At 42.7% G+C, this 21,982-nt stretch carries 16 protein-coding genes and 1 pseudogene; 5 read left to right on the forward strand and 12 right to left on the reverse strand.

The annotated features are described in order from the left end of the window. Nucleotides 1-393 precede the first annotated feature (393 nt). Entirely contained in the window at nt 394-4,020 is a 3,627-nt protein-coding gene (locus L2748_RS09655) for an Ig-like domain-containing protein (RefSeq protein ID WP_220782241.1), read from the forward strand. Nucleotides 4,021-4,119: 99 nt separating this feature from the next. On the opposite strand, the gene L2748_RS09660 is transcribed toward L2748_RS09655, so the two are convergent. After that, nucleotides 4,120-4,530, reverse strand: a complete 411-nt coding sequence (locus L2748_RS09660; protein ID WP_220782242.1) for a MerC domain-containing protein — start codon at nt 4,528-4,530, stop codon at nt 4,120-4,122. Nucleotides 4,531-4,718: 188 nt separating this feature from the next. Beyond that, nucleotides 4,719-5,207, reverse strand: coding sequence for a DUF6985 domain-containing protein (locus tag L2748_RS09665; protein ID WP_220782243.1), 489 nt, complete (start codon nt 5,205-5,207; stop codon nt 4,719-4,721). A gap of 400 nt (nt 5,208-5,607) precedes the next feature. Here L2748_RS09665 and L2748_RS09670 point away from each other — a divergent pair, with 400 nt between their 5' ends. Continuing rightward, nucleotides 5,608-6,708 carry a hypothetical protein gene (locus L2748_RS09670; protein WP_220782244.1) on the forward strand — a complete coding sequence of 367 codons (1,101 nt, stop codon included), beginning with the start codon at nt 5,608-5,610 and terminating at the stop codon, nt 6,706-6,708. A 118-nt stretch (nt 6,709-6,826) separates the two neighbouring features. Here L2748_RS09670 and L2748_RS09675 read toward each other — a convergent pair whose 3' ends face one another. The 6 genes and pseudogenes from L2748_RS09675 to L2748_RS09700 all read right to left on the reverse strand — a co-directional run. Continuing rightward, entirely contained in the window at nt 6,827-7,714 is an 888-nt protein-coding gene (locus tag L2748_RS09675) for a GGDEF domain-containing protein (RefSeq protein ID WP_220782245.1), read from the reverse strand. Nucleotides 7,715-8,160: 446 nt separating this feature from the next. Next, complete coding sequence (locus tag L2748_RS09680) at nt 8,161-9,450, reverse strand: NAD(P)/FAD-dependent oxidoreductase (RefSeq protein ID WP_220782246.1); 1,290 nt, start codon at nt 9,448-9,450, stop codon at nt 8,161-8,163. Nucleotides 9,451-9,805: 355 nt separating this feature from the next. Next, nucleotides 9,806-10,639: an S-formylglutathione hydrolase gene (gene fghA, locus L2748_RS09685; RefSeq protein WP_220782247.1), complete on the reverse strand. Its 834-nt coding sequence runs from the start codon at nt 10,637-10,639 to the stop codon at nt 9,806-9,808. A 151-nt stretch (nt 10,640-10,790) separates the two neighbouring features. Further along, on the reverse strand, nt 10,791-11,921 hold the full coding sequence (locus L2748_RS09690) for an S-(hydroxymethyl)glutathione dehydrogenase/class III alcohol dehydrogenase (RefSeq protein ID WP_220782248.1): 1,131 nt from the start codon (nt 11,919-11,921) through the stop codon (nt 10,791-10,793). Nucleotides 11,922-12,529: 608 nt separating this feature from the next. Further along, entirely contained in the window at nt 12,530-13,507 is a 978-nt protein-coding gene (locus tag L2748_RS09695) for a transposase (protein ID WP_248957688.1), read from the reverse strand. Nucleotides 13,508-13,623: 116 nt separating this feature from the next. After that, a pseudogene (locus tag L2748_RS09700) lies at nt 13,624-14,013 on the reverse strand (transposase); the annotation flags it as partial. Between the two features lie 208 nt (nt 14,014-14,221). Between L2748_RS09700 and L2748_RS09705 the strand changes: the two are divergent. The 3 genes from L2748_RS09705 to L2748_RS09715 are packed head-to-tail and all read left to right on the forward strand — an operon-like array spanning nt 14,222 to nt 15,912. Further along, entirely contained in the window at nt 14,222-14,788 is a 567-nt protein-coding gene (locus L2748_RS09705) for an NACHT domain-containing protein (RefSeq protein WP_220782251.1), read from the forward strand. A gap of 42 nt (nt 14,789-14,830) precedes the next feature. Further along, nucleotides 14,831-15,304, forward strand: coding sequence for a hypothetical protein (locus L2748_RS09710; protein ID WP_248957689.1), 474 nt, complete (start codon nt 14,831-14,833; stop codon nt 15,302-15,304). After that, a complete protein-coding gene (locus L2748_RS09715) occupies nt 15,301-15,912 on the forward strand; it encodes a hypothetical protein (RefSeq protein ID WP_220781234.1) in 612 nt (203 codons plus the stop codon). The genes L2748_RS09710 and L2748_RS09715 overlap by 4 nt, the downstream gene beginning before the upstream one ends. 85 nt (nt 15,913-15,997) lie before the next feature. Here the strand turns inward: L2748_RS09715 and L2748_RS09720 are convergent, their stop codons facing one another. From L2748_RS09720 to gcvT, 4 genes are all read right to left on the reverse strand, one after another. After that, on the reverse strand, nt 15,998-16,414 hold the full coding sequence (locus L2748_RS09720) for a hypothetical protein (protein ID WP_220781233.1): 417 nt from the start codon (nt 16,412-16,414) through the stop codon (nt 15,998-16,000). A gap of 477 nt (nt 16,415-16,891) precedes the next feature. Next, entirely contained in the window at nt 16,892-19,780 is a 2,889-nt protein-coding gene (gcvP, locus tag L2748_RS09725) for an aminomethyl-transferring glycine dehydrogenase (protein ID WP_220781232.1), read from the reverse strand. A 209-nt stretch (nt 19,781-19,989) separates the two neighbouring features. After that, on the reverse strand, nt 19,990-20,379 hold the full coding sequence (gcvH, locus tag L2748_RS09730) for a glycine cleavage system protein GcvH (protein WP_220781231.1): 390 nt from the start codon (nt 20,377-20,379) through the stop codon (nt 19,990-19,992). Between the two features lie 267 nt (nt 20,380-20,646). Further along, a complete protein-coding gene (gcvT, locus tag L2748_RS09735; RefSeq protein WP_220781230.1) occupies nt 20,647-21,741 on the reverse strand; it encodes a glycine cleavage system aminomethyltransferase GcvT in 1,095 nt (364 codons plus the stop codon). Nucleotides 21,742-21,982: the final 241 nt, after the last annotated feature.

Raw genomic sequence — 21,982 nt, forward strand, 5'->3', positions numbered from 1 at the left:
CATAAGTCAACACATCACCTGTTTCCTCATTGTAAACAGTGAGTTCCGCCCACAACTCAGGTGTCAATTTTTCGACTTAAGTCAATAACTTAACTAAAACACCAGCAACTGATTCTTATTTATTCTATTGAGCTTAAAGGCATTAAAAACTGAGTGTATTACAAACATCTACCTGATATCTTCGCCGGGAATGTATTTCCTATATTAGCTATTCACATGGCGAATTATCCAGCATCCTTAATCATGTTTTTAGCACTATAGGCAACGCATTTTTAATCAATAACAGAGTGTGTTGGTTATGAGCTAATCAATTTACAGCTCACCTATAACGCATCTCTTGAATAATTAATCCACTTATCGACACCGATAAGTGAATAAAAGAAGAACTAAGCCTTGATAAAAATAAATAAAATAACTGTCGCTTTAACTAGCGTAATGTTCAGTGGCTATTTATATGCCGCTGACGCAACGTTAACATCGAGTGTTATCACTTTTGTTCCGGGAGAAACAAAAGTTCAAAATGGCGATATGGTTGCCTTTAATGGCGAATGCTTTATTGCCAAAAACAGCCCTGGCGTTTGGGAATCACCAAAAGCAGGCTCATGGTTTTGGGATGCCAGTGAATGCTCGGGCGAGCCTGCGCCAGACCCCGATCCAGAACCAGAACCAGAACCGGGCGACATTATTGCCTTTATTCCAGGTCAGACCAAGGTTAACAACGGTGATATCGTCTCTTATGCTAACCAGTGCTTTATTGCTAAAAACAATCCAGGCGTATGGGAAACCCCAAGCGCTGATTCATGGTTTTGGCAGTTAACTGAGTGTTCAAGCGAACCGGGTGAGCCAGATCCTGAGCCAACCGAGCTAGCTATTCTGTCGCCAGTTGCAGGCCAAGTACTAAGCCTAGATACAGCAACAACAATCCAAGCCAAGGTTGTTGGTGAATTAGCAGCTAAAGTCGAGTTTTGGGCTAACAACCAAAAACTATCGCAAAAAGCCGTTAATCCAAGCCAGAGCATGTATTCGCAAAACTGGACGCCGACTACTGCAGGCAGCGCTACGGTAAAGGTATTTGTATTCGATAAAAATAACCAAAAAATCGAACAGCAAGCAATTGTTGTAACAGTAAAAGATGAGACGGAAGAAGATTTTACTGCACCAGCGGTGAGATTCATGACTCCTAACAATGGTGCCATCTTTAATGAAACAGACACCGTTGCTATTGCAGTTAATGCCACCGATGTTGATGACGATTTAACTAAACTGGTGATTAAAGCCAATAACGCACAAATTTGTTCATTCAATGCGACCAATGCAGCGAATTACGCCTGTAACTGGCAGCCGACTCAAGCGGGTAATGTTAGCCTAAAAGCCATTGCTACCGATGCTGAAGGTCTGTCTTCAAGCGTAACGGTAAACATTGCTATTGAAGCGGAAGAAGAATTCACTGCACCTGTGGTTAACTTCATCACCCCAAGCAATGGCGCAAGCTTTAATGATAGCGAAAGCGTTGCCATTTCAGTTAACGCAACCGATGTTGATGATGACTTAAGCAAACTGGTTGTTAAGGCTAATAACCAGCAAATCTGTGCATTCGAGGCGGCTAACAGCCAAGTGTTTAGCTGTGATTGGCAGCCGACGCAAGTAGGTAGCGTCAGCCTAAAAGCGATAGCTACCGATGCAGAAGGCCTAACTGCCACAAGCAATGTAAACATCACCATTGAAGAAGAGGTTATCGACCCACCAGTGACTCCACCAGGTGGATTGTGTGCTGACTTTAATGTTTACCCAGACTGGACCCGTGGCGACCATGCAACCGGTGGCGACATTATGGTGCATAACAATATCGCTTACTCGGCAATCTACTGGACTAAAACAATTCCTGGTAGCGATGCCTCATGGGCGCTACACCTAAATTGTGATGGCACCGAGCCTGGCACTGCGCCGCTGCTTTCATTGCCAAACCCAATGGACCCTGTTCGCCTTGAAGTGGCTGGCTGGCCAAATACCTTAGTGGTAGCAAGCCCATCAACTGCAGCTCCTGTGACATTGACGCTAGAGACCAGCAACAGCGATGAACTGACTGATGTAAACCAGCTAACAGCTAGCTTTGTGTCAATCATGGAGCAGGCTACACAAGCAGAATCTGCATCAATCATTATCAGCAGTGATGTGCTTGATAAAGCCACTCAAGATACCGCGCTAGCAACTAGCACTATTGCGGTGAAAGATGCGCTAATCAAAGCGATGGATATCACTGGCAATAGTATTGATCTTGATGATATTAACGCGCTGAGCAACGATCTAACAGGTTGGGCGCAAGCGCATCAGTTAATTATTGCCACGCTTGCACCGCAAGCGACTTACGGCTGGTCGTTAACCATTGGTGATTTTGCTTTCGACACTCACTCTGGTCGCCAATCAGTTTGGGATGAAGCCTCAGTATTTACTGCAGACTTACTCAATAAACTTGGGCTATACCAAGCTGACGCAGCCAACAAAGCCGACTTTGTTGCTTTCACTAAATCTGACGCAACAGCCGCGTTATCAAGTGAGCAATGGCACAACGCGCTAGAGTACGTTAAGCAAGTCACTGACTTTATTAACACCCCAGCGATGCTAGCGCAGATCCCAACAACGCAAGCGGCAAGCTACTTTATGGGTAACCACACAAGTAAACCGCAGCTTCGTAAAGCAGCCTTTAGCAACGTATTTGCCATTTTGTTTGACCAAGACTCAGAACAGTTAAACAGCAAAATCGAGCAATACCAAGCTGCAAAAATGCCTTTGTACTATGTGGGTGAAACCACAGAAAGTGGCAACCTAACGGTGATTGAAGCACTAAACCGTGAGTTAGCGGATGCAGAAGATGCGATGAACAACACTGCATTCCTGTACGAAACACCGCAATCACAATGGGTACCGTCAACGGTTTATAAGTGGGCAGACTTTATGGATGGTCTAAATGCCATGCATAACATCGGCGTGGCAGGTAATAAGTTCTGGTTACTTGATGAAAATGCAGATGATGCAACTAACATCAAATACGCCAAAGTCGCTATTGCCGCCTTCTTAGCGCAAAGTATGCAAGAAACCATTCGCTACAATGCTTGTGATGAGAACAACTGGTCTGAAATCAAGTACGGTGCACCAGCCGATTACCCAATGACAGCAAGTTGTGGTCAGCTTGGACAAAAATATGCTGATTACGGTGTAAACCCAGAGTCAGGTTTAGACCATGCTTACTCTTGTCCGCGTGATAACAAGATGGAAGTGAGCGCGTTAACCCATGCCAAGTGGTACGGTGCACCAGCGCCAGTATTCGCAGCGCCTGATGCAGTACTGGAAGAGCGCGGTTTACTGGTTAACGGCAGTGTGGGTCGCTGGACCAACAACGGTCACTGTAATGACGTACCGACAGCTGTTGATACCTCTAAGCAGGTGTGGGAGCGTGACGAATGTAAAACCTACGTCGACCAAAAAGCCGGTAAGTTTATTTGGGACGGCAGCAGCCAAGAAAGCGTTGAAGGCTGTGGTTGGTGGGGCCGTGGTGTGATTCAAACCACTGGTCGCCAAAACTTCGGTACCCTAAACCACTACTTAGGTCGTTCACACGTTGACCCAGCAACTGTTGGCCAAACCATTGATGGTGTAACGGTTGAGGCACCACCAGCGAACCCGCTATATGCCGAACTCGATTTCTGTTCAAACCCTGGCTTAATTTGTAGCTCTGAAGAGAACCGTGAGATCAAGTGGATTGCAGGTCTGTTCTACTGGGTAACCTCAGTACAAGCTTACCCAGATGAAAGCGGCCAGTACGGTAACTGGAACTACCACAACGAGCTGAAGAAGTATGTTGAAGGTGGCATGAAAGGCACTGACTTTATTGATGATGTGTCTGGTATTGTTAACCGTGGTTGTCCTGATTTAACCTGTTCAACCGGTGATGTGCACAACGTTAAAGAGCGCCGCGAGAACTTTAAGCTGGTACTAGAGCAGCTAGGGTTAACACCGCAATAAGCCTTAGTCGCTAACTTTTTATCGATAAAATTAAAGCCAGTCTGTGCAAGCAGACTGGCTTTGTTCTATCAGGGGCAAACAATATAACTAAAAGAAGTATTAATTCTCACTTTTAGCATTGTCACAAGCGTCACTGCGGCAAAGTGAATAGTTACGCCAATGCGCAGCAACTAAAAAGCAACTGGCAGCTAAAGTCGCTAATTTCTCACCAGTCTCACCTAACAAGTCGTGTCCAAAAACCGCACTGGCAGCAAGGCCAGTAATACCGAAAAACGCTAACACCAATACCTTAGGATCTTTATGGCGAGTACAGCCCATTAATACCGCAATAGAGCTAGTTGGAATAACAAACCACACCATCAACATATGATAAAAATGATCACCAACGGGAAGCGCTAGCAATGACGGGAATACGACTAATAGCAAAGGTGCTGCGATACAGTGTACTGCGCATAATGCAGAGGCTGTAATAGCCAGGCGATCAAGTAAAAGTTGTGCGGACTTATTCATATCTATTCCCAATGTCATAGTTGTACTTAGCAGCTTAAAAAGCTACGGCTATAAAATAATTGCCGCAGCAACATATCACTAACAACATTAGCAAACAATAAACTAGCCGTGATTAGCCGTAAGATTTACAAACACCGGCAGCTTTTACTCACACCACTATTACGCACAAAACCAAGCAGTACAGACAGTTATAGCGAGCGATACACGACTTGCTCAAAGCCTTGCGAGATAACTTCATCCCCTTGGATCACAATACCGAAGCCATGCTCTTCATCCCAAGCACACTCAAAAATCATCCCTAGCGCATTTTTGCTTGGCTGGTGTAAAACAAACGCAGAAAGCTGCATTAACTTAAATATGTCACCCGCACGCATATCAGCTTCATTCACCTCACCAACACGTGTCGGGTAAGTTTCTGAATCTTCATCGAACACATCGAGAAACTCTGACTCTTCAAGTAGCTCTTGATAGTTTTGCTTAACGTAGTCGCAGACAAGCGCATAAATACGCCTTTCATTATCAATAAACCATTGCTGCATGCTATCAGCAATAGACAGGTCTTCTTGAGTGAGAAAGCCAACATTGCCGTAAGCCTTAAAACCATGCCAAGCACTCAGCTCAGTCGTACCTTCATGAAGCTCGTCACCAGCTTGCCACGTAATTTTTGTTGTTTTCATAATTGACTCGCAAAGCGAAAATTATATTTGAAACAACTAAAAATTAGTATTCAGCTCAAGTAAAAAAAGCAATTTTGTTTAATCAAACGCTGCGAATAAAAAGGATATATAAAGCAGAAGTAACAGAAAACTCATTGAAGGCGTCAGGCAAAATACTCGCTAACGCATGGCAATCGTAAATGAAAAATTTAAAGCGAGATTAGAAAATTAAATAGGCACAAATACCAAAATTCAAAAAATAAGCTGCCCTTTAAAACACCCAAAACCAAGTTTACTCTGACCCCTCACTTAAGGCTACAAAGAATGGGATCCCTTATAAACAAGCAGAATGAGTTTGCTTTGTTCAACTTAATTTAACAGACATCAATATCTCGTTTTAACTATTATGGGAGTCAATACTATGAATACTTTCAACAGAAATCTTAACATCAATACAAAAAAATACACATTAACATTGGTAAGCATACTTTTATTATTTTCAAACTTTGCCGGCAAAGAGGCTTTAGCTGCAACTCGCTATGCAAAGCCTACAGATGCAATACCCGTTCTTAAGATAACAACACATAGAACACCTTTAACTGATGAAAATGAAATTTATGCAAATGGTAAGATGCAGTCCCCCTTAGCTATTGAATATAAATTGGGGCCCGACTTCATCAACCCTAAGTTTTTAATCAAAGAAAGATATACGCATAATTTACTGCCACGTGATGGGTGGGATGTTGAACATGAGTTCAACAGACTTCCTCACTTTATCAGCAATGCTGGTGGAAAAAGCAGAAAAGGCAAAAATCCACCTCTAAGAACCAACCCTGTTAGATTATTTTATATTACTAATAACACAGGGCACCCGGACAAAATCGATGTCTGTGTTGAGCTAACCGTTACTAATAAAGTCACTCTTAGCGAAATCACTCGTGATACTTGTGATGATAGTCAACAAAAAGATAATGCAGTTACCATCCGCACATTGATTCCAGTGAAGTATCCGACTGAAGTCTTTTCTTTAACCCAAAAGTACCAAGAACAGAAAGATAAATTCAACAAAAAGCTATTAATTAGATACTACGAATTAGCATCAAAGACCCCGAATAAGTTCACATTAGCAGATCCAAGACGAATCAATATCAGAAAACCTAATTCTGCAGGAGATGTTTACTCGATGCCGCATGTAGCTCCGCTACGAGTATCAAAAGGAGATCGTCTTTTCTATGTTGAAGCTCTTAAAAACGAAACGAAAAGGTATCGCCGTCCAGATTATGTAAAAAATATAACTAACTTTACCTTAAATACTAAAAACTCCACATCAGTCAAACCAATAGTTAAACTGGCAGCAATGTACGGCAAGGAGTTCCGTCGAACGGTTTGGCCCTCATCAGCAAAAAATCAATTATCCAACTCTATGACAATACGAGTCATTGACCAATATGGTAATCCAGTCGATCTAAACTTAACCATAAGTGGTTGGTATTTATACTTTGGGAATAAGTTAATATGGTAGAAACACCAATTCGAGCTGACATCTCCCAGCCATAATCAAAAAATAGCCACCCGTTCTGGGTGGCTAAAAGTAAAAATGGGGGGCAGAGTTTGGTTACTCCACACTTATTTTCGCATCGCTACCCCTGCAATATTTCAACCCTATTTCTGCCACTAGTCTTCGCATTATATAAAGCTTGATCCGCTCGATTAATTAACGCCTCAAGAGTATCGTCAGCTATCAAAGTGGTAACACCAAGGCTGACCGTAACGTGTGGCCCTTCAGCAAAACTATGTTCATCAATAACAGCTCGACATGACTCAGCCAGAGCGATTACGCCATCTAAATCAGTTTCAGGGCACAAAATTAAAAACTCCTCCCCTCCCCAGCGCCCAACCGTATCCAGTTCACGAGTATTATTGGTCAATATTTTAGAGACTTGAATTAAACATTTATCTCCAAAAAGATGACCATAATTGTCATTCACTTTTTTAAAATGATCGAGATCTGCCAAGATAACGCTTAGCGGATACTTAAGACGTCTACACCTTTCAATTTCATGACTAAGCCTAGTATCAAGCTCTAACCTATTAGCTAACCCTGTCAGCACATCTGTCTTAGCCAGCTTCAACGCTTTTTCTTCAAGTAACTTTTGAGTAGTGATATCCGTCGATATCCCTAAAATTCCGATAATTTCATTTGGATCAGTATCTGAATAAATTGGTGCTTTTACATTGAGATAGATTCGTCTTTTAGAAGTACCTGCATCAACTACAACTTCTTCTTCAGTTGACTCACCCGATAGCACTTTTAAATCCACAGCTCGAAGTTCATTTACGACGTCCGAGGGGAAAAATTTAATGTCAGTAGCCAAATAAAGCTCTTCAGCAGTACACCCAAAAAGTTTAAGCGTATGTATATTTGCGTATACATATTCGAACTTACGATTTTTGATATAAACAAAAGACTGCACGTGATCTAACGCTGCATATAAGCCACTCAGCAAACTAACCTGCTCTTCCTGCATTTATCAGCCTTATAATAATATTGGATATGTTCTAAAAAGCGTTAAAACAACCTAACAGAAGATATGAACAAACACACCGAATAGTTAAGCTAAGCGATTAATTTAAAAGCAATTATAAGTATAAAGTAATTATTGCAAATCAATTGTTTTAGCTTTCTATAGGCAGGTTTTTCGAAAAGATACAAAGCGGAGGCAAACTAATTTTATTAACTAAAGCATAGCCAGCTATTATTAATTGAGAGTCCATTTTTGAGCATCAGAACGCTATTTATAACAAAAATCTAGGCTCGCCAAACCACACTATTATAACAGTGGTAATACAGACTTTGGTTAAATAGAGAGTTCCAAGCTAATGAGTGTATTGCTAAGACGGAACGAATAAAGCAGAGTCACCTTCTACTTCAGTAATACCTGAAATAGGAGGTGATCAAGCATCGTTTTCGTTATTACCACAGCTTCAACTGTGGACGAAGCAAGCGGTTCAAGCCGTGGATCATTAAAATCATTGACCCTTTAAGCGGGCCGTGTAGCGATATAATGTGTCTACGGTACAGCGACGCGTAAACGAAACGCGCTGGACAGCCCACTAACTGTAAACCACCGTGGAAGAACGAGAACATATTACCAACAGTATTGAAGTGCGCTAGGTTCACAAAACTACCTAAATCTTTGTAAACATAACGATCTAACTTAGCATTCGGATCTTTTAACAAACGAGTCAAGTTAGTGCCTATCATCAATGCCACCTGTCTAGCAGTTTGCCCTCTCGGTGGTAAAAAACTACCGTCATCTTGGGGAATACTCGCGCAATCCCCAAAGGTAAAGATCCGCTCATCCGACAAAGTACGCCCAGTATCTGCAGCTATCAACTGGTTGGCACGATTAACTTCTAATCCCAGTGTTGCTAGGACTTCTGGCGCTTTAACACCTGCTGCCCAAACAATTAAATCAGCCTCTATTAACCGGCCATCTTTAGTGGTTAAACCTTGTTTGGTCACTTCGGTCACCATAGTGCTTGTGCTGACTTTAACGCCCAGCTCTAGCAATTTATCGTGTACCGATTGGCGAAGATCTGACTTAGGTAGCGCAGGCATTACAGAGTCTGATGCTTCGACTATCGTTAAATCTAATAAGTCTTGTTCTAACTTGTATCCGTAAGTACGTAAGGTCTGAGTCATATGATGCAGCTCTGCCGCCATCTCAACACCCGTTGCACCCGCGCCAACAATAGCCACTTTCATCTTACCTTGGCGCTGACCACTAGCATGCTGCATAAATTGATCTTGAATGCGTTCACGTAGGATCATCGCTTGCTCGGTCAAATCTAGCGTGAAGGCATGCTCCTTCACTCCAGGAATACCGAAGTCATTGCTAATTGCACCAATCCCAATGACCAGATAATCGTAGTCTAGACGACGCTCGTCTAAAATCAGGCGACCATCTGCACTATAAAGTGGTGCAAGAATAATTTGTCGATTTTCGCGATCGATACCGGTTAGCGCACCGCGCTGATAAAGGTAGCCTTTATTGGCGCCGTGAACTTGATAATCAACGGCGTTGGTACCTTCATCTAAACTACCAGTTGCGAGTTCATGTAATAGTGGTTTCCAAATATGATGGTTAGCAATATCCACTAATGTGATTTCAGCTTTACCCTTTTTTCCAAGAGTTTTACCAAGCTTGGTTATTAATTCCATACCGCCAGCACCACCGCCGACGACGACTATCTTTTTCATAATTTTGCTCCAATTTAAAAGCAGCGCTGTTTACTTATAGGATTGAATTTAATCAGCTATTGCTAACATGCTTGAAAGCTTTCGCTTGTAATGTTTAATCGCCTCTAAGATGACTTAGTGGCTAGGCTATGGTGGGGTTGCAATCATTTATCTATGCTAAAATTAGCTCTTTTTGTAGCCGCAGAAAGCCGCTAACAAGCAACAGGCCGCTAACGCCAATATTCCTTTATGTAATAGTTGCGTTGTGCAATAGACGCATTGTGTAATAGTTGCGTTATGCAATGGCGACGCTAAATTTTAGTTTGATATGGCTGCGATTTTCATTATGCCGACTGCGACATAAGCTAAAGCGAGATCACAACCACTTAGCGTGGAAGCGTAAATGCGCTTCAATATAACTAGCAATAAAGTAGTAGCTATGATCGTAACCTAGGTGCTGGTTCAGCGTCAGCGGATAACCAGAAACCTCAGCAGCGTTCAACAATGCTTGCGGTTGCAGCTGTTCAGGCAAAAAGTTATCTGACAGCCCTTGATCAACTAACGCAGGCGGCTGCAGTGAACCGGCAGACTCAGACATTAGCGCGCAACTATCATATTGCTGCCATGCTGTTTTATCGCCACCTAAGTAAGCACTAAACGCTTTTTGGCCCCACGGCACTTGGCTTGGATTAACAATTGGACTAAATGCTGATACCGAGCGATAACGTTCAGGATTGCGCAGCGCAATCATTAACGCACCATGCCCGCCCATGGAATGACCACTAATGGCACGCACATCTGTAACGGGAAATTCTGCTTCAATCAATGCTGGCAATTCATTTACCACATAATCGTACATGTGGAAGTGCTTATCCCATGGTGCTTGAGTCGCATTGACATAAAAACCTGCACCTTGACCCAAATCGTAAGCTTCATCATTAGCAACGTCATCTCCACGCGGGCTAGTGTCCGGTGCAACGATTGCAATACCTAATTCAGCAGCAATACTCTGAGCACCCGCTTTTTGCATAAAATTTTCGTCAGTACAAGTTAGGCCTGACAACCAGTAGAGTACAGGTACTTTTTGGGTTTCTGCTTGTGGTGGCAGGTAAATAGCAAAACGCATTTTGCAGTTCAATACAGAGCTGAAGTGCTCGTATTGTTTGTGCCAGCCGCCAAAACTTTTATTACTAGAAAGGTTACTTAACATTGATATAATAACTCCCAGAAAAATTAAGCTGGAACTCGAACATTCGAAGTTCCAGCTTATGTAAGCCGACTAGGCTAGTGAAAACGCCTCCGACAAACGGACTTGTCTACTCAGCTAACAAATATAGCTGAGCGATGCGTTTTAATGCTGATTAACGGTTCATGTGCAGAACTGTACGGATTGATTTACCTTGGTGCATCAATTCGAAAGCTTCATTCACTTCCTGCAGGCTCATAGTGTGGGTAATGAAATCATCCAGCTTGAACTCGCCATTCATGTAACGCTCTACATATTCAGGTAATTCAGAACGGCCTTTAACGCCACCAAATGCAGAACCTTTCCATACTCGGCCGGTAACCAACTGGAATGGACGAGTAGAGATCTCTTGACCTGCACCAGCAACACCAATAACGACAGACTCACCCCAACCTTTGTGACAACACTCTAGAGCGCTGCGCATAAGATGTACGTTACCAACACATTCAAATGAGAAGTCTACACCACCGTCGGTCATCTCTACGATAACGTCTTGGATTGGCTTATCGAAATCTTTAGGGTTAACACAATCAGTAGCACCTAATTTACGGGCTAGATCGTATTTATCAGGGTTGATATCTATCGCAATAATGCGACCTGCACCCGCCATCTGTGCACCGATAATTGCAGACAGACCAATGCCACCTAGACCAAATACAGCTACGGTATCGCCTTTCTTAACATCAGCAGTATTAGTTACAGCACCCATACCGGTGGTTACGCCACAGCCCAGTAGACACACTTCTTCAAGCGGAGCTTCTTTGTTGATCTTTGCAAGTGAGATTTCAGGAAGAACCGTATATTCACTGAAAGTTGAACAGCCCATATAGTGGAAAATTGGCTGGCCATCGACAGTGAAACGAGTTGTACCGTCTGGCATCAGACCTTTACCTTGAGTTTCACGGATTTTCTGACAAAGGTTAGTTTTGCCTGACTTACAGAACTTGCACTCACCACATTCTGGCGTATATAGCGGGATCACGTGATCACCGATTTGAACGCTAGTCACTCCTTCACCGATAGCCTCAACAACACCGCCACCTTCGTGACCTAGAATAGAAGGAAAAATGCCTTCTGGGTCATCACCAGACAAAGTGAATGCGTCTGTGTGACAAACACCTGTTGCCATCACTTTTATACGTACTTCGCCAGCTTTTGGTGGTGCAACAGTAACAGTTTCTTCTTTCAGCGGCTGACCAGCAGCCCAGGCTACCATTGCTTTACAAGTAATTGGTTGTGCTGTCATTATTCACTTCCTTTAAATTAAATAAGCTTTATAAGATTTGGCATGGGAAGCACTGTGACTCCCCTCTGCAGATGCCGACAATTATATTGGTTAAATTAACAGTGATAATCCCCTATTTAGGTAAATGATTATTACCAAGATGTAATAGTTATAGCATTTCAGATTTTGCTTAAATTTCTATGATTGAGTATAGGCACTCACCAGAAAGTTTCACAAAATCATCTTAATTCGTTTTTCTTGAAAGTAAAAGGGGGGAAGAAAACTGGTAGGGTAAAGTAAACTAAAACACGCCCAGCGGCAGGAGAATAAAGAAGAAAAGTAACCTCCTACTTCAGCAATAATTAAAGCTTAGTAGGAGGTCTACAAACAAACCATTAACGTTGGGAGGAAGAAAACGAAGCCACCCATTGTTAATCAAAGACCTACACACCTATGCCTACGATTTACAGCTAAGCATCGATAATCAGACGCCGTACTTCTTGCTAGGGGAGGTTTAGGAAGTAAAAACGACAAAAAAGCAGGAATTCAATTAAAAATTGACTAGTTATAGGCAAAGCAAAACACCCATAACGCCATTCTATAGGTAAGCAAAATAATGTTTGAATAGCTTATCTTGCTGAGAGGTACTGACAACTACCGGCAAAGTGCCGTCGTCGCTTTTCTAGATGCTCACAATAGTGAGTTAGTTCCTGTAGTGAACCCACTGGACCATGGAATAACTTGCCAAACTCAGACGTGATTTTAAACCAGTTATCAATTGGAATATTGATTCGATTCAGAATGTTCTCAGCTTTAGAAGAGATAGCACCGCGCTTATCACCACGTATAACACGACCAGTTTCATCTACAAGCATTAAATAATCTTGCAGCGAAAAGTTAATCCCTTTTGGCTGATGCTCTCTTTCATTGCCAATGAAAGGTAGCAATTTAGCAGGCTGCTTTCCTTTCAGTGCCGCATTTACCCTTAATTGCAAACTGGTGTAATCTGATTTTTCAGGCGTTTTAGCCATCTTGGCACGAATAGGATTGAGTTCAACGTACGCCATACAAGCAAGTACAGCCGCTTCATCAAGTAATGCTTGGCTCTTAAAGCGCCCCTCCCAAAAATGGCCTGTACAGTTGTCTTCATAGTTAGCTTGTCTTGCAATGGGTTCGTTGAGACACCTCATAAACCAACTGATGTCACACAAGCGTGAACGATAGGTCGCTATTAGCTGCTTTAGTAATGCAACCATACACTCGTCTATCACTTCACCTTTAGCAAACTTCTGTGTTAAATCAGTACCATTAAACAACTTATGCCACTGTTCTACCACTTCCCTATCTGACCAGCTATTCACCGTATCAAGGTCGATATAAAGCACCACATGCAAATGGTTACTCATCACTGCATACGCAGCTACGTCTATCGCAAATACCTCTGTTAACTTGAGTATTTGCGCTTCAACCCAACCACGGCGATGGTCATAATTCTTACCAGTGTATTTATCATCACCGCACAAAAAGGCGCGCCGAACCACACGACTACAACAGTGATAATAAGGCGTGTCTTCCAAGCTAATCAGTGTACTTCTAGGACGGGGCATAACAACCTCCTACTTCAGCAATAACTTAAGCTTAGTAAGAGGTCTACAAACATGCCATTAACGATGGGTGTCTATGATTGGTGCCTCATAAACCAACTGATGTCACACAAGCGTTAACGATAGGTCGCTATTAGCTGCTTTAGTAATGCAACCATACACTCGTCTATCACTTCACCTTTAGCAAACTTCTGTGTTAAATCAGTACCATTAAACAACTTCTGCCACTGTTCTACCACTTCCCTATCTGACCAGCTATTCACCGTATCAAGGTCGATATAAAGCACCACATGCAAATGGTTACTCATCACTGCATACGCAGCTACGTCTATCGCAAATACCTCTGTTAACTTGAGTATTTGCGCCTCAACCCAACCTCGGCGATGGTCATAATTCTTGCCTGTATATTTATCATCACCACATAAAAAGGCACGCCGAACCACGCGGCTACAGCAGTGGTAATACGGCGTGTCTTCCAAGCTAATCAGTGTACTTCTAGGACGGGGCATAACAACCTCCTACTTCAGCAATAACTTAAGCTTAGTAAGAGGTCTATAAACATGCCAATAACGATGGGTGTCTATGGTTGGTCACAGCAAAGTCAAAATAATTGTAACAAGTAGGTATCACACAGAAATAACAAAAAACCCAAACTTCAAGTCATTTTCAATATCACTTTTAACGAGCTCTGACTTAGCCCCGTTTATTCATAGGATTATGAGTAAAGAAGAATTAGCCGCTCCAATTATATCTAAAATCAAAGAGTCAAAAGAGTTTGATTTTAGTGTTCTTGACACCCCGTTAATGTTGACTTGGTTTATAATAATTTACAACAAAAAGTTTAAAATCCCAAAAACCAAATTAGGTTTTTATGAGGATTTATTTGGTGCAATATTATCTAGGCACGACGGGTTAAAGGAAAGCTACAATAGGGCTTCTAAGTCTAGGTTGAATGATGATGAAATCAAAGAAGTATTTTCAGCATTATGCTATATAACACGAAAGTCACAGGATAGTTTATTTAATTTTGAAGAGATAAAAGATTACATTCGCCAAGCGTTGAATATTACAGGTTATATAAAAGTAGAATCTTCAGACTATTTATATGACTTAACTAATGTTACGTGTTTGCTCAAGAAAGATGGACTTGATTATGAGTTTATTCATGAAAGTGTCGCTCAATATTTTAGCGCGCACTTTATTAAAGAAACATCGGAAGAAAATGCGATTGAATTTTATACATCAAGAATTAAGAACTGTAAGATATTTGAAGACGAACTGTGATTTTTAGAAGATATGGACAGGTACAGATATAGTAAAAATTTTATGCTCCCTATATTTAAAAATGTTATAGATGAAAGCAATAATATAGTCTCAAACAAGGTTTCAGAGAGTATTCTACAAAATTCATATCTCGTATTTGATAAGGTAGACTCGACCCCTCCAGCCTTCCTGTTTGCTTTATTACCAAATTCATGGAGCTATTACTACAAGAACATATTAAAGAATAAACAAGTATTCAATTTAGCAGAAAGTATAGTTTCAGATTACATTAGAAAAATCATGAGATATGAAGGATTCTCATATTTTGATCATATAGATTCATTACCTAAAAGTAATAACTTAAAGTCTGACAAATTTAAATATGTCAGTACTGTTGACTTTTTGAAAAATATTGGAACCTATCAAGATATGTTAGCTATGTTATCAGAAACGCTTTATGATAATGCGATAAAAAATAAAGCTATTTATGAAGAAGTCATTTCTCATCAATCGAAGAAAATAGGACTTTTCTCATGAAATTCTGGGAATCAATTAAGACTGCGTCATTATCAAAGATCAGCGCAGGATCTACTATTTGGATTTTTTTAGTTCCAGCAATTGTAAAAATTTCAAATGGAATTGGAATTCATGTTGTAAATGACTACAAATTACAAATAGTTGCACCTCAAAGTTTCGTATTATTATATTTTAGTGCAATGTCATTCTTCTTGGCCTTAATGGTATATATTCTTTTTTGCCCTAGTTTAATAAAAAAAACAAACTCTTTTGATGACTTTAATAGCCTAGGAATGAATGAGTACAATCTTTCTAGCACTATAAGTAATTTAAGCGCCAACAAATCAAAAGAACTCATTAGTGATATTAAAGAAAATTTAGGGATGCCTTCACCTGAAATAATAGACAAAGAAGAATATAAGATAATAAAGGTCGGTAAAGAGGGCACACCAATATTAATACAATCTGAAAAAATACCGCAAGCATACTGGATTGTAAGAGAGTTTCATAATGCAAGATTACCTTTAGTTCAACTTATTTCAATACTACTTTATATAACTGGAATACTAATACTTATATACATTCTATTTAGTAATTTATTTTTAGTTATTAATCACGTAGTTAACTAATAAAAATAAATGCGTGTAGAGTAAACTTTCTCCCCCTAAAAGCGACCCCAAAGGTCGCTTTTTCAATTCAAAATCACCAAACCACTCACCCCAAACTAACCAATCCATGCTCTTTCCCAACAGCATTAACCACCCCAACCAACCTACTCTTGATCGCCTGCTCTATCCCCACACCAGCCTCAAGCAAGTCAGCAACAGCAATAAAAGCCGTGGTGTTTAAACTCGCGCTGTCGTAGCAATAAGCGTAACCCTCACCCGTCACCCACTCCTTTCCCGCTGCAGCGCCCTCTTCACTAGAGTCCAACCGTTTATCTTCCAAGCTCCTAACCAAGGTGAAATCGAAAGCCAAGATACAGGCTTCATCGCCATACCAGTCGGCTTTCAAGGCTTGAAAGTTGAGCCACATCTCCAACTCAAGCAATAACGGCTTAAGCGAATTAGAAAAGCCGCTATCGGCACTAATCGTAATCGGAAGTTGTTCTTGCTTTTCAATATTGGTCATCGGTATTTCCGTCACTCTGCTATGGTTTAAATCAAGTGGCTTAAATCAAGTGGTTTAAATTAAGCGCTATTAAGCTGATTCTGCGGGCTAACCCCATAGGTTGCAACAGCCAACAATTAAAAGCCCCTCAAATCTCCCCCAACAAAAAAGCGAACCAATCGGTTCGCTTTTTAAATATCAAAACTTCAGCTTAATAAATTCACCGAAGCCATAATTGCGTCGCTGGCGCAGATAAGACAATGAAGTTTGTCGTTTTCGCCGCGGAGTTAGCTCCAGTCAAACTCTTTATTTCGAGATGTGCGAAAACTTACCTTTATACGCCCAATAAAAAACGCACCACTGTGGGTGCGTTTTACGTAATTGCGTCGCTGGCGCAGATAAGACAATGAAGTTTGTCGTTTTCGCCGCGGAGTTGACTCCAGTCAATGAGCAGCGAAAACGTCAAACTGAGGCAGTATTATCAAGCCCAAGCAGCAATTATTCGTAGTCAGATACGGGTGCGCAAGAACACATCAGATTACGGTCACCAAACACATCATCAATACGGTTAACCGTTGGCCAGAACTTGTTAGCCTTAACCGCTTTAGTTGGGAACACGGCTTCTTCACGCGTGTATGGACGCTCATCAAATGCTGGATCCATAATGTCTGCTAGTGTGTGCGGCGCGTTGTGCAGTGGGTTGTTGTCCACTGGCCACTCACCTGCTTCTACCTTAGCGATTTCGCCGCGGATAGACACCATTGCCTCGATGAATCTGTCTAGCTCAACCTTAGACTCAGACTCTGTTGGCTCAATCATTAGCGTGCCCGCTACAGGGAAGCTCATAGTTGGCGCGTGGAAGCCGTAGTCGTTTAGACGCTTAGCGATATCCATCTCTGTCACGCCAGAAGCTTCTTTAAGCGGACGTAAGTCGATAATACACTCGTGCGCAACGCGATCATTTCGGCCAGAGTAAAGCACTGGGTAGTGAGCCGACAGTTTCTTCATCACGTAGTTAGCGTTTAGTAGCGCCACTTGTGTTGACTGACGTAGGCCTTTTTTACCTAGCAGCTTAATGTACATCCAAGTGATTGGCAGAATACCTGCGCTACCAAATGGTGCTGCAGATACTGCGCCGTTGTTGTCTGACTCTAGGCCGTGCTTAATGACACTGTGACCCGATAAGAATGGCGCTAGGTGCTTTTTAACACCGATTGGGCCCATACCTGGTCCACCGCCGCCATGTGGAATAGCAAAGGTTTTGTGTAGGTTAAGGTGCGACACGTCTGCGCCGATAAAGCCTGGTGATGTTAGGCCAACCTGCGCGTTCATGTTAGCGCCGTCTAGGTAAACCTGACCACCGTGCTGGTGAATAACTTCACAGATCTCACTAATGCCTTCTTCATACACACCGTGAGTCGATGGGTAAGTCACCATGATGCAAGATAGGTTATCAGCCACTTCTGCCGCTTTTGCTTTTAGGTCATCCATGTCGATGTTACCAGCTTTATCACAGGCGGTAACGACGATTTTCATGCCTGCAAGCTGCGCTGATGCTGGGTTAGTACCATGGGCAGATTGTGGAATGAGACAGATGTTTCTGTGCGCGTCGCCGCGTGACTCATGGTATTGCTTAATCGCCAGTAGACCTGCGTACTCGCCCTGTGCGCCAGAGTTTGGCTGTAGCGATACTGCGTCGTAACCTGTGATATCAACTAGCCATGCTGATAGCTCTTCAAGTAGCTGAGTGTAACCTGCTGCTTGCTCTGTTGGGCAGAACGGGTGCATGTTACCAAACTCAGGCCATGTGATTGGCGCCATCTCAGTTGCCGCGTTTAGCTTCATGGTGCATGAGCCAAGCGAGATCATTGAGTGGTTTAGGGCTAAATCTTTGCTTTCTAAACGCTTGATGTAACGCATCATCTCTGTTTCACTTTGGTAGCGATTAAAAGTTGGGTGCGTCAAGATTGCATCGGTACGAACTAGCTCAGATGGAATTGACTGGCTGCCGTTAGCAATAATGTCACTATCAAGTGCAGCAACATCTAAGCCATGGTCAGCGCCAAGGATCACGTCAAATAGCTCGGCAACATCGTTGCGGGTAGTAGTTTCAGCTAGGCTTAAACCCACAATGCCATCGCTGTCGATACGCAGGTTTAGACCCGCTTCTACTGCGCGTGCTTTAACTGCTGCAACATCTAAGCCTTTAATTGATAAAGTATCGAACCAAGTTGTGTTAACTAGCTCTACGCCTTTTGCTGTTAAACCAGCAGCAACGATATCGGTTAGGCGGTGAATACGCTCTGCAATGGTTTTAAGACCTTGTGGGCCGTGGTATACCGCGTAGAACGACGCCATGTTGGCAAGTAGCACCTGCGCAGTACAAATGTTTGAGTTGGCTTTTTCGCGGCGGATATGCTGCTCGCGAGTTTGCATAGCCATACGCAGTGCGCGGTTACCGCGAGTATCTTGTGATACACCGATAATACGACCCGGTAGTGAACGCTTATAAGCGTCACGCGTCACGAAGAAAGCAGCGTGTGGACCACCAAAGCCCATTGGTACACCAAAGCGCTGTGAGTTACCAAATACTACGTCTGCGCCCATTGAACCTGGCGATTTCAGTACCACTAGCGACATGATGTCGGCAGCCACTGATACTAGAGCTTTTTTCTCGTGCAGCTTGGCAAATAGCTCTGTGTGATCAACGATTTGACCGTGTACGTTGGTGTACTGAAACAACGCACCAAATAGCTCGTGATTAACTGCATCTTCTGCAGGGCCGACGATAACTTCAAAACCAAAACATTCAGCGCGGGTTTTAATCACGTCGATAGTTTGTGGGAACACATCGTCTGCCACAAAGTAGATGTTGGCTTTTTTAGCTTTTGAAACGCGGCTAGACAGTGCCATGGCTTCGGCAGCTGCGGTTGCTTCATCAAGCAGTGACGCTGAGGCTAAGTCTAGACCGGTAAGATCCATAGATAGCTGCTGGAAGTTAAGAATCGCTTCAAGGCGACCTTGAGCAATCTCTGGCTGGTATGGGGTGTACGCTGTGTACCAACCTGGATTTTCTAATACGTTGCGCTGAATGACGCTTGGTACTTCAGTGCCGTGGTAGCCCATACCAATGTAGCTTTTGAACACTTGGTTTTTATCGGCAATTTTGCGGATATAGGCTAAGCCTTCCGCTTCGCCACATGAATCGCCGACTAACAGATCACGGTTAAGTAAAATGGCATTAGGTACGATTTGCGCCGTTAAATCATCAAGTGATTCAGCACCAACAAAGTTAAGCATTTCTTGCTGGTGTTCAGCACCTGGGCCAATGTGACGACGAATGAATAATTCGTGCTGCTCTAATTGCGTAAGGGTTTCAGTGGTCATGGGTAACCTAGTTCCTATTTGCCAGTATCCTGCCTGTAGGGGGGCGGTGCTACCGGTCTCTTTAGTTTAGAATTCGATTGTTTGGCAGTATTTAGCTTGTTGAACTCTGCCAATTGGCGCTAATTCCCTGACTTTTTACAAGGGTATAAGCCATAAAACGAACAAAGCCCCACTCAGCGATGAGTTGGGGCTTTGTTAGTCATCGACGCTTATTCTTCGTCGATAACTGCTTGATAACCTTCGGCATCAAGCAAATTGTCTAGTTCAGCTAGGTCTGTTGGCATTACGCGGAAGAACCAACCGTCACCGAATGCGTCGCTGTTCACTAGCTCTGGAGAATCTTCCAATGCTTCGTTTACTGCAATCACTTCGCCAGATAGTGGTGCGTAGATATCTGATGCCGCTTTAACAGACTCTGCTACTGCGCAGTCTTCACCCGCATTAACATCGTCGCCTACTTCTGGTAGCTCAACGAACACCATGTCACCCAAAAGCTCTTGAGCGTGCTCACTGATACCGACTGTGTAGCTACCGTCTTCTTCTTTACGGATCCACTCGTGAGAAGAAGCATATTTAAGTTCAGCTGGGATATTGCTCATTGGTCTAAATCCTTATTCGATGTTCTAATTCTGTATTTAATAAGACGTTACACTGATTTGCCTGTTTAGGCTTATATCAATTTTTGCACCTTTTTTACATCATAAGTGCAGTGATTTCATCTAGTTTTTAAGGTTTGCGACATTGATGCTGTTCAACCCCGCAAATCTAGCACTTTTCGCTTTATATCAGCGTTTGATGAAACCATAAACTGTAGCCTATTGGTCCAATCTCTCAACTAAGTGCATCAACTGGACCAATAGATAACGCTAAAAGGCTTGCTTACCGTTTCTAACGAAAGAAGGTGCAATAACTTTTACTGGTACACGCTTTTTACGCATTTCCACTTCAGCCACATCACCAATAGTATTAGGTACACGCGCCATTGCGATTGAGTAACCTAAAGTTGGTGAGAATGTGCCACTGGTAATTGTGCCTTGCTGCTCAACGCCGTCGCTGTCGGTAAAGAATACTGACATGCCGTGACGGATAACGCCTTTAGCGTCCATGATCAGGCCAACTAATTTGTCTGTGCCTTCAGCTTTAATCTTTTCTAGCGCTTGGCGACCGTTAAAGTCACGTTCCGCTGGCTCCCATGCTACTGTCCAGCCCATGTTAGCGGCGAGTGGGTTAACGCTTTCGTCCATATCTAGGCCGTAAAGGTTCATGCCCGCTTCAAGACGTAGCGTATCACGTGCACCTAGACCACATGGGCGAATGCCTGCTTCTAGGAATGCTTGCCATAGTGCTTCAGCTTCTGATTCTGGCACAATCACTTCGTAGCCAGTTTCGCCGGTATAACCAGTAGTCGCAATAAACAGTGAACCAGACTGCATGCCAAAGAATGGCTTCATGCCTTCAATTGCTGCGTTTTGCTCTGCGTTAAATACTGTAGCCGCTTTTGCCTTAGCATTTGGGCCTTGTACGGCGATCATCGCTAGCTCTGGACGCTCAGTGACTTCAACGCTGAAGCCTTGAACTTGTTCGTTGATCCAAGCGAGATCTTTTTCGCGCGTTGCTGAGTTAACCACAATGCGGTACTCAGTATCTGATAGGTAATAAGTGATAAGGTCGTCGATAACGCCGCCGTTATGGTCAAGCATTCCGCCGTATAGCGCCTTACCTGGTACTTTAAGCTTAGCGACATCGTTGGCTAGCAACTTACGTAAAAAGGCACAAGCGTCATCACCAATCACGTCGACTACTGTCATATGAGACACGTCGAACATACCTGCGTCTTGACGCACTGCGTGATGTTCTTCAATTTGTGAACCGTAGTTAAGTGGCATGTCCCAACCGTGGAAGTCTACCATCTTGCCGTTTGATTCTAGATGCTTGTTAAAAAGTACAGTTTTGTTAGCCATTTTTATCCCTTCTTTGGGGTCTTTTAGTCTGCTGCTGATGCCTGCACTAATAGAGTGTGCTTGTGTAGGGTACTGGCACCAGATTTATGTCATCGCATTAAAATGCGGCGAAATTATACCTTGAGTAGTCACTTTGTATACAAAAGAATTTTCTAATCCGAACAGTTTTTGGATTAGTTTTTCTTATTGCAAAAATGTAACTAATTCACAAAAAATCTTCGCTAACACAAAAAACCCAAAC

This window comes from Shewanella sairae, assembly GCF_023283535.1.
Classification (GTDB): domain Bacteria; phylum Pseudomonadota; class Gammaproteobacteria; order Enterobacterales; family Shewanellaceae; genus Shewanella; species Shewanella sairae.